The organism is Frankia sp. CcWB2, from assembly GCF_977927585.1.
Map to the genome: position 1 here is coordinate 8603 of NZ_CDWRCM010000028.1, position 8578 is coordinate 17180.

Genomic DNA, 8578 nt, shown 5'->3' on the forward strand with positions numbered 1-8578 from the left:
GGGTCAACCAGCTTCGCGAGCTGTTCGGACCATGCCTGGAGGACCCTGACACCCGCTTCGATCTCGAACTGGTGCTGCGCGCCGGGGCTGCCGAGGACGTGGCCACCGACCCGGTGAGTGCCGCGGTCCGCGAGGACACGGACGAGGGCCGGGGCCCGGGCTCCCGCCGTCTCGCGGCGGTGCGGGGTCGGTCACCCGGGCCGTGACGGACCTCGCATCCGATACGGTCCAGGCGTGCGGCTGGGCTCCTTCAACATCATGCACGGCCTGTCGCTCACGGATGGGACGGTCGAGCCCGCCCGCTTCGCCGCGGCCGTCTCCGCTCTCGACGTGGACGTCCTCGGGCTCCAGGAGGTCGATCTCGACCAGCCACGATCGGGTGGGCTGGACCTCGCCGCAGAGGCGGCGGCGGTGATCGGAGCCGGCGACGACGACTGGCGGTTCGTCCCCACCGTCTTCGGCACGCCCGGCGTGGGCTGGCGGCCGGCTGACGGGCAGCGCCGGGACGACGAGCCAGCGTACGGCATCGCTCTGATCAGCCGGCTGCCCGTCCGCGAGTGGCGGGTGATCGACCTCGGCCGGGCGCCGGTGCGGTCCCCGATCGCGATACCGGGGGGTCCGGGCAGGCGGGGGCATCTGATCATGCTCGACGACGAGCCGCGGGCCGCGATCGCCGCGCGGGTGGAGTCGGCCGGGGGCCCGCTGACCGTGGTCAACACCCATCTGTCGTTCGTGCCGGGGTGGAACGCCGTGCAACTGCGCCGGCTGGCCCGCCGGCTCGCGGACGTCCCGGGACCGCTGGTCCTGCTGGGCGATCTGAACCTGCCCGGCCGGCTACCGGCCGCGCTCACCCGCTGGCGCCGATTGGCGGTGACGCCCACCTACCCCGCGCACTCCCCGCGGGTGCAGCTCGACCATGTGCTGGCCCGCGGGCCGGTAGGCAGGATCATCGCCGTGCAGGCCCGCCGCGTGCCCATCTCGGATCACCTGGCGCTGTCCGTCGACCTCGCCGACCCGCGGGCCTGACCCGCGGCGGGCCCGGTGCTCGGACTCGCGAGCAGGTCAGCGAGCTCCTCCTCGGACAACGTCGGGGGCCGGGCAACGGCGCCGGTGCGCACGTACAGGAAGGCGGCGTCGACCGCGCTCGGGTCGACGCCCCGCAGCCGGGCCCAGGCCAGCCGGTAGATCCCGAGCTGAAGATCGTCGGCATCGGACCGGCCGGTCTTCCAGTCGACCACCTCCCAGCGACCGCCGCCGAGGTCGTAGACGGCGTCGATGCGACCGCGCACGATCCGCCCGGCAAGGCGGAGCTCGAAGGGTTCCTCGATCGCGAACGGCCGCCGGGCACCGTACTCGGTACGCAGGAACGCCTGCTGCAGCGAGCGCAGATCGTCGTCGGTGAGCTCCGCGTCGGCCGCGCCGGGCAGATCCTCGGTGTCGATCAGTGCACGGTAGTCGAAGATCTCCTCAACCCAGGCGTGGAACCGGGTGCCGCGCCGGGCCGCGGCCACCGGACGGCACGGCAGCGGCCGGACCAGCTCACGGGCGAACGCCTCCGGGTCCGCGCGCAGCCGGACGATCTGGGACGCGGTGAGGCTCGCCGGCAGGGCGACATCGGTCCGCGCGAGGCGTGCCGCGCGTTCCTCGGCGAGCAGCAGCCGGGCCTCCCGGTCGAGCTCGGCGAGCAGGGCGCGCTCGGCCGCCGTCATCCCGGCCGGATCGTCGACGAACGGTTCCCCGGCCGGATCGTCGACGAACGGTTCCCCGGCCGGTTCCGCCGACGCCCCCGGTACGCTCAGCGCGGCCAGCCGCGCCATGACCCCCTCGGCCGCGGCGAGGCGCCGGGCGTACGGCTCCGGCTCGTAGGGGATCGGCCAGGCGAACCGTTCCGGCGTCGCCAGCGCCGGGTTGGTCCGCTCCGCCGGCTCCGGCGCCCAGACGTCGACCCGCCCACCGCCGGTGCGGGCGTGCTCGGCGAGCTCGTCGAGGAACACCGAGGCACCGCGTGGGGTCTTCTGGGTGGGTCCCCACCAGTGCCCGCTCGCGAACAGCAGCGACTTCGCCCGGGTGACCGCGACGTAGGCGAGCCGGCGTTCCTCCCGCTCGGCGTACTGACGGGCATCGGCCCGGAAAGCGTCCAGGGCGGCCTTCTCGGCGGAGACCGTGAACGCCGGCAGATCGTCGGTGTCGCCGCGCAGCGGGATCGGCAGCACGCCCGGGGAGGTGGTCCACTGGTCGCGCACGGTCAGGTCGGGGAACACCTTGCTGGTCAGGTTCGGGACGGCGACGACCTCCCATTCCAGGCCCTTGGAGCGATGCATCGTCATCAGGGCGATCGCGTCGGCCCCGGACGGCCCGGCGACGTCGAGACCCCGCTCGTGCTCCCGCGCCGCCCGGAGGAATCCGAGGAACGCGGGCAGGGAGTTCGTGCCGTCGGGATCGGTGAAGCCCGCGGCCACGTCCAGGAAGGCCGCGACGTTCTCCTGGCGCCGGGCCCGCACCGCCACCTCGGTCGCCGTGAGCTCCACATCCAGCCCGATCGTCGCGACCACTCGGTGCAGCAGGTCGAGCAGGCCCTCGCCGACGTGCCCACGCAGCGCGGCGATCTCGGCGGCGAGCCGGCGCACCCGGGCGCGCCCCGGCGCGGACATCTCCGGCCCGGGGTCGTCGAGGACGTCCGACAGGGCGACGACGTCGGCGGGGTCGACGTCGGCGACCGCCTCGGCGAGTGGATCGGACCGTCCCGGCAGGTCCGGATCGCCGACCGGGTCCGGGACCCGCGCCGCCTCGCGCGCGTGGCGGCCGAGCGCGGCGAGATCCCGGGGGCCGAGCCGCACCCGCGGCCCTGTGAGCAGCCGGACGAGCGCGGCGTTCGCCGTCGGCGAGTCGAGCACCTCCAGCATGGCCACGATCTCGGCGACCTCCGGGACGATGAGCAGCCCGGTCAGCCCGACGACCTCGACGGGCAGCCCGGCCGCCTGCATCGCGGTAAACAGCGCGGGGATGTCGCCACGGGCCCGGACCAGCACGGCGATGCCGCCGGGAGCGGTGCCGGCGTCGACCACCCGGCGGAGCTGGTCGGCGATCCAGGCCACCTCATCGGCCCAGCTGACGTGCAACGCGACCACCGCCTCGCCCTGCTCAGCCACGTCGGGCCGCGGGCGGAGCTCGACGACGCGGTGACGGGCCCGCAGCTGTGCGGCGACGGTGTTGGCGAGGCGGAGCAGCCGGCCGCCGCTGCGCTGGTTCACCGACAGTTCGTAGACGGCCGCGGGCGTGCCATCGGCCCCGGGGAAGTGCGTGGGGAAGTGGTCGAGGTTCGCCACCGATGCCCCGCGCCAGCCGTAGATCGCCTGACAGGGGTCGCCGACGGCGGTGACCGGATGCCCGCCGCCGAACAGGCCGGTGAGCATCCGCCGCTGGGCCACCGAGGTGTCCTGGTACTCGTCAAGCAGGACGACACCGGCCCGCGCCCGCTCGGCCCGACCGACCTCCGGCATGGTCTCGGCGAGCCTCGCGGCACAGGTGACCTGGTCACCGAAGTCCAGGACGTCGCGTTCCCGCCGGGCCGCCCGGTACTCCGCCACCAGAGCGGCCAACTCCCGGCGCCCCCGGGCTGCGGCCGCGCACCGGCGCAGCTCCCGGCGGACGCCCCGGGTGCCCCGCCGCTGCTCGGCGCGCCGCAGCGCCGCGTCGATCTCGGCGAGCAGCGCGCCGTCGAACGCGACGAGGCCCGCCGGATCGACCAGGTGCTCGCTCATCTCGGCGTCCAGCGCGACGAGCTCGCCGACGAGCGCGCCCAGCGAACGTGTCAGCGCCTCCACCTTCCCGCCGTGGGAACGGGCGACCCGGGCGGCGAGCTGGTAGCGGGCCGCGCCGGAGATCAGCTGGAGGTCCGGCTCCAGCCCCAGCCGCAGGGCGTTGTCGACGACCAGCCGCCCGGCGAAGGCATGGTAGGTGGCGACGGTCGGCTCCCCGTCCACCTTGCCGTCCGCGGCCGGTCCACCCGGGCCCGCCCCGGCCGACGCCTTGCGCAACGCCAGCCGCACCCGACCGGACAGCTCCGCCGTCGCCTTCGTCGTAAAGGTCAGTCCGAGCACCTGGTCGGGCCGCACCTGCCCGGTGGCGACGAGCCAGACCACCCGCGCGGCCATCACCGAGGTCTTGCCGGATCCCGCGCCCGCGATGATGACCCCCGGTTCGAGCGGAGCGGTGGCCGCGGCGATCTGCTCGTCGGTGTACGGGACCTCCAGCAGGTCGCGCAGGTCATCCGGGTCGAGCCGGGGACCGGCGACGCCGCCCGCCGGGTCACCGTCGACGCCGCCGTCGAAACCGGGCAGGAACGGCTGGCGGGGAATCGTCACGTGGGCGCCCGCGCCCGGCTGCTCCACCCGCGGGTTCACTCGACCACCTGACGTCCCTCGGGCCGCGCGGAGCAGCTCGTCTGGAAGGTGCACAGCGTGCAGTGGTCGCCGGGCGTCGGCCGGAACGCCTCGGCGTCGATGGTGCGCACCGCCGCGTCGAGCACCTCGTCCATCCAGGTCGCGCCGTCGGGAGGCAGCGCATCCTGGGCCTGGACCTCCGGCGGGCCAGGCCGCTCCCCCGGCAGCCGCGGGCCGGCCGCCGCACCGCCGGCATCCCGCCGGAGCTGGACGAGCTCCGCCCCGCCAGGCACCGGCCGGGGCTGATCCGGCGCCGCGGCCGCGAGCACATCGTCGAGCGCGCCGGCCCGCACGGCGAGCTGATAGCTGCCCAGCTGGGGGTGGGTGGCGAGCTCGGCAGGAGCGACCGCGGTCCGACCGGTCTTGAAGTCTATGACGTGGACCCGGCCGGCCTCGTCCAGTTCGAGCCGGTCGATGAATCCGCGCAGCTGGACGTCCCGCCCGGCGACCCGCAGGTCGCAGGAGAACCTGACCTCCGCGTCGATCACGCACCGACCGCGCTCGGCGGCGTGCCAGTCCAGGAAGCGGGCGAGCGCCTCGCGGGCGGCCGCGCGCTCCTGATCGGAGCGCCAGCGGGCGTCGAAGTCCAGCTGCCGCCACACCGTGTTCAGCCGGGCGTCGAGCGCGGCGAGGTCGGCCGGGGTCCGCCCGGTCGTGACCTCGTCCGCCAGGGCGTGCACCACCTTGCCGAATCCCTGCGCGGTCGAGGCCGGGGTGACCGCGTGCGCCTCGTGCTCGAGGAACCACCGCAGGGAACAGGCGCCGATGCTCGACAGCGACGAGCCGGACAGCCGGATCGGCCCGGCCACCGGGACGACAGGAATATCCGACGTGGTGGGGTCGAGCAGCCCCCACCAGGTGTCCGGGTGCGCGGCCGGCACCAGGGGCCGGCCCGCCTGGTCCCGTGCCGCGGCGAGCGCGGCGAGGCGGGCCTGCGCGGCGGAGCGCATCGCGGGGCTCGAGCCCGGTTCCGTCGCCAGCCGGCGCAGGGTCGCGACCAGGCCGACCAGGGTGAGCGGCCGGACCTGGCGACCGGGCACATGCTCCACCGCTACACCCAGTTCCTCAAGGAAGCGGCTCGGCAGGCTGCCGTCGTCCTCGGGGCTGTTCACCGCGGTGACGATCAGCCGGCGCCGCGCCCTGGTCAGTGCGACGTAGAACAGCCGACGTTCGTCGGCGAGCAGGTCCTGGCGGGTCAGCGGCGGGCGCAACCCGCCCCGGGACGGCGCGTCGAGCTGCTCCGCGCCGAGCAGCGAATGCCGCTCCCGCAAGTCGGGCCAGGTGCCGTCCTGCACTCCGCAGACGGCGACGACCTCCCATTCGAGCCCCTTGGCGCGATGGGCGGTCAGCAGCCGCACCCCGCGGCGGCGCACGGACTCCCCGGCCGGCTCGAGGACGTCCCCGGCGATCTGCTGGCGGGTGAGCTCCGCGACCAGGGAGGCGACGCCACCGCCCGGCCCGCGCCGCTGGCCCAGCCGGGTGACGGCATCGAAGAGCGCCACGACGGCGTCGAGGTCACGGTCGGCCGCGCGCCCGGCGGCGCCCCCGGCCGCCGAGGCATATCGCAGCCGCGCCGGCCACTCGCTCGCCGACCACAGCGCCCACAGGGCGTCCTCCGGGGCGCCCGAGGAGTCCCGCAACGCCTGACCGGCCGTCCGCAGCAGACCGCCGACCCGCCGGACCGGCCCGGCCAGGTCGTCGGGGATCGTCGCCAGCCAGTGGTCGGGCTCGGCGATCGCCGCCCGCAACAGCTCCGCCGACGGCGCCGGATACTCGGACCCCGCGTCGCGCTCGAAGGCGCGCAGCGCCCGGCCCAGCGCCCGCAGCCCGGCCGGGTCCGCTCCACCGAGCGGCGAGGTGAGCAGGGTGCGCGCCGCGTCGACGGTGAGCGCCCCGGCCGGATCCTCCGCGCAGCGCAGCGCCAGCAGGAGCAGGGCGGCGGCCGGCTCCTGGGCGACCGGCAGGTCGTCACCGTCGACGCTGACCGGAACGCCGGCGGTGGCCAGCACGCGGCGCAACCGGCCGATCCGCTCGGCCGTGCGGACCAGGACCGCCATCGCGTCCCAGGCGACGCCGTTCTCCAGATGCTCGCGACGGAGCAGGTCGGCCACCGACTCGGCCTCCGCGCCAGCGCCCAGGAACGTGCGGGCCTGCACCTGGCCGGCGTCGGCGTCGACGCGCCCGACGAGGTCGCGGTGTGCCAGGATCGCGGCCGCCGGCAGCCCGGCGGCCGGGATTCGCCGGGCCACGTGCCGGCTCGCCGCCAGCGGGGCCGGGGCCATCCGCCGACAGCGCCGCAGCGCGACGATCGGCGCCGGCTCGCCGTCAAGGCGGAGGAACCGGGCCGGGAAGCCCAGCAGGCCGGCGACCTCGGCCCCCCGGAAGGCGTAGATCGACTGGTCTGGGTCGCCCAGCACGACGAGGTTGCCACCACCGCCGGCCACCGCCCCCAGCAGGCGTTCCTGAGCCGGATCGGTGTCCTGGTACTCGTCGACGAAGACGTGCCGGTAGCGCCCACGCAGCCAGGCGCCCCCCTCGGCACTCTCGGCGACGACCACGGCCCGGTGGACGAGATCGGTGTAGTCGACCGCCCCCTCGAACCCGAACACGTCGAGGTACATCTCGTAGAACTCGGCGAGGGCGGCCCAGTCCGGGCGGCCGGTACGCCGGGCGAGCTGCGCCAGCGCGACCGGTTCGAGCCCGACCTCGCGGGCGCGGGCCAGCAGCGCCCGCACCTCCTCGGTGAAACCGCGGGTGCGCAGGCAACCCACGAGCGGCTCGGGCCAGACCGGCCGGCCGTCCTCGCGGGAACCCTCAATGAGATCGCGCAGCCAACTATCCTGCTCCGGGCCGGACAGCAGCCGGAGCCCGCCCGGCGGGGCCGGCCGCTCGTGCGCGCGCAGCAGCGCCAGGCACCAGGCGTGGAACGTCCACGCCCCGGGACCTCCGCCGGCCCCGCCCTCGGCACCGAGCCGTGCGATGATCCGCTCCCGCAGCTCGCCGGCAGCTCGCCGGCTGAAGGTGAGGACCAGGATCGACCGCGGATCCGCCCCGGCTTCGATCCGCGCGGCGACCGCCTCGACGAGCGTGGCCGTCTTCCCGGTGCCGGGCCCGGCGAGCACCAGCAGCGGCCCGCCGCCGTGCTCAACCACCGCGCGCTGCGCCGCATCCAGGACGAGCGGGCGCGGCGGCGCGACCGGGGCGGCGACCAGCCGGTAGCCGGGACGCGGGGCGGCGGGTGCGGGGGCAGGAAGGACGACCACGGGCAAAGCACATCACGTGGGTCCGACAACTCCGCCGACTCCGCCGGCCCCGCGGTGTGTCGACGACCGGGACACTCGGTCATCACCGGGACACTCGGGGACCGGGACACTCGGGGGACCTCTCACGCGTGCGCGTCAGGACGTGGCAGTGTCCTCAGTCATGACCGAGTGCAGCGACAAGGTCGCGCTCCTGACCGGGGCGGGATCCGGCATCGGCGCCGCCTGCGCCCGCCGACTGGCGAGAGCGGGCGCCCGGGTCGTCGCCACCGACCTCGACGCGCACGCTGCCAAGGAGGTGGTGGCGACGATCGAGGACGGTGGCGGGGAGGCGCTCGCCCTGGAGGCGGACGTCACCGATCCCGACTCGCTCGAACGCGCCGTCCAGGTCACCGTCGGCACCTTCGGACGGCTGGACCTGGCAGTGAACAACGCGGGAGTGAGCGCGGGGCGCGAGCCGGTGGAGACCACCCCGGCACAGGACTGGCAGCGGGTGCTGGACGTCAACCTCTCCGGCGTCTTCTACAGCATGCGGGCCGAGATCACGGCGATGCTGCGCAACGGCGGAGGCTCGATCGTCAACATGGCCTCGGTGCTCGGGGTGGTCGGGTTCGCCGGGTCGGCGCCCTACGTCGCCGCGAAGCACGGGGTCATCGGGCTGACCAAGACGGCCGCCCTGGACTACGCCACCCGCGGCATCCGGGTGAACGCGGTGGCGCCGGGCTTCGTGGACACCCCGCGGCTGCACGCCGACGGCCGGCCGCGGCGCGGAGCCGCGCTGTTCTCGCCGATCAACCGACTGGGCACGGTCGACGAGGTGGCCGAGGTCGTCGTCTTCCTGCTGTCCGACCGGGCCTCCCTGGTCACGGGCAGCGT

At 75.4% G+C, this 8578-nt stretch carries 4 protein-coding genes and 1 pseudogene; 3 read left to right on the forward strand and 2 right to left on the reverse strand.

Annotation, left to right across the window (positions count from 1 at the left end):
* Positions 1-206 (forward strand): annotated as a pseudogene (locus ACY45C_RS05125) (helix-turn-helix domain-containing protein); the annotation flags it as partial.
* A 28-nt stretch (positions 207-234) separates the two neighbouring features.
* Positions 235-1026 (forward strand): endonuclease/exonuclease/phosphatase family protein, encoded by a 792-nt coding sequence (locus tag ACY45C_RS05130; RefSeq protein WP_462186495.1) that lies wholly within the window; start codon positions 235-237, stop codon positions 1024-1026.
* Here the strand turns inward: ACY45C_RS05130 and ACY45C_RS05135 are convergent.
* Complete coding sequence (locus ACY45C_RS05135) at positions 984-4403, reverse strand: ATP-dependent helicase (protein ID WP_462186496.1); 3420 nt, start codon at positions 4401-4403, stop codon at positions 984-986. The genes ACY45C_RS05130 and ACY45C_RS05135 overlap by 43 nt on opposite strands.
* A complete protein-coding gene (locus ACY45C_RS05140; RefSeq protein ID WP_462186497.1) occupies positions 4400-7705 on the reverse strand; it encodes an ATP-dependent helicase in 3306 nt (1101 codons plus the stop codon). Before ACY45C_RS05140 ends, ACY45C_RS05135 begins: the two co-directional genes overlap by 4 nt.
* Before the next feature lie 160 nt (positions 7706-7865).
* Between ACY45C_RS05140 and ACY45C_RS05145 the strand changes: the two genes are divergently transcribed.
* On the forward strand, positions 7866-8578 hold a 713-nt coding region (locus ACY45C_RS05145; protein ID WP_462186498.1), incomplete at its 3' end, for an SDR family NAD(P)-dependent oxidoreductase.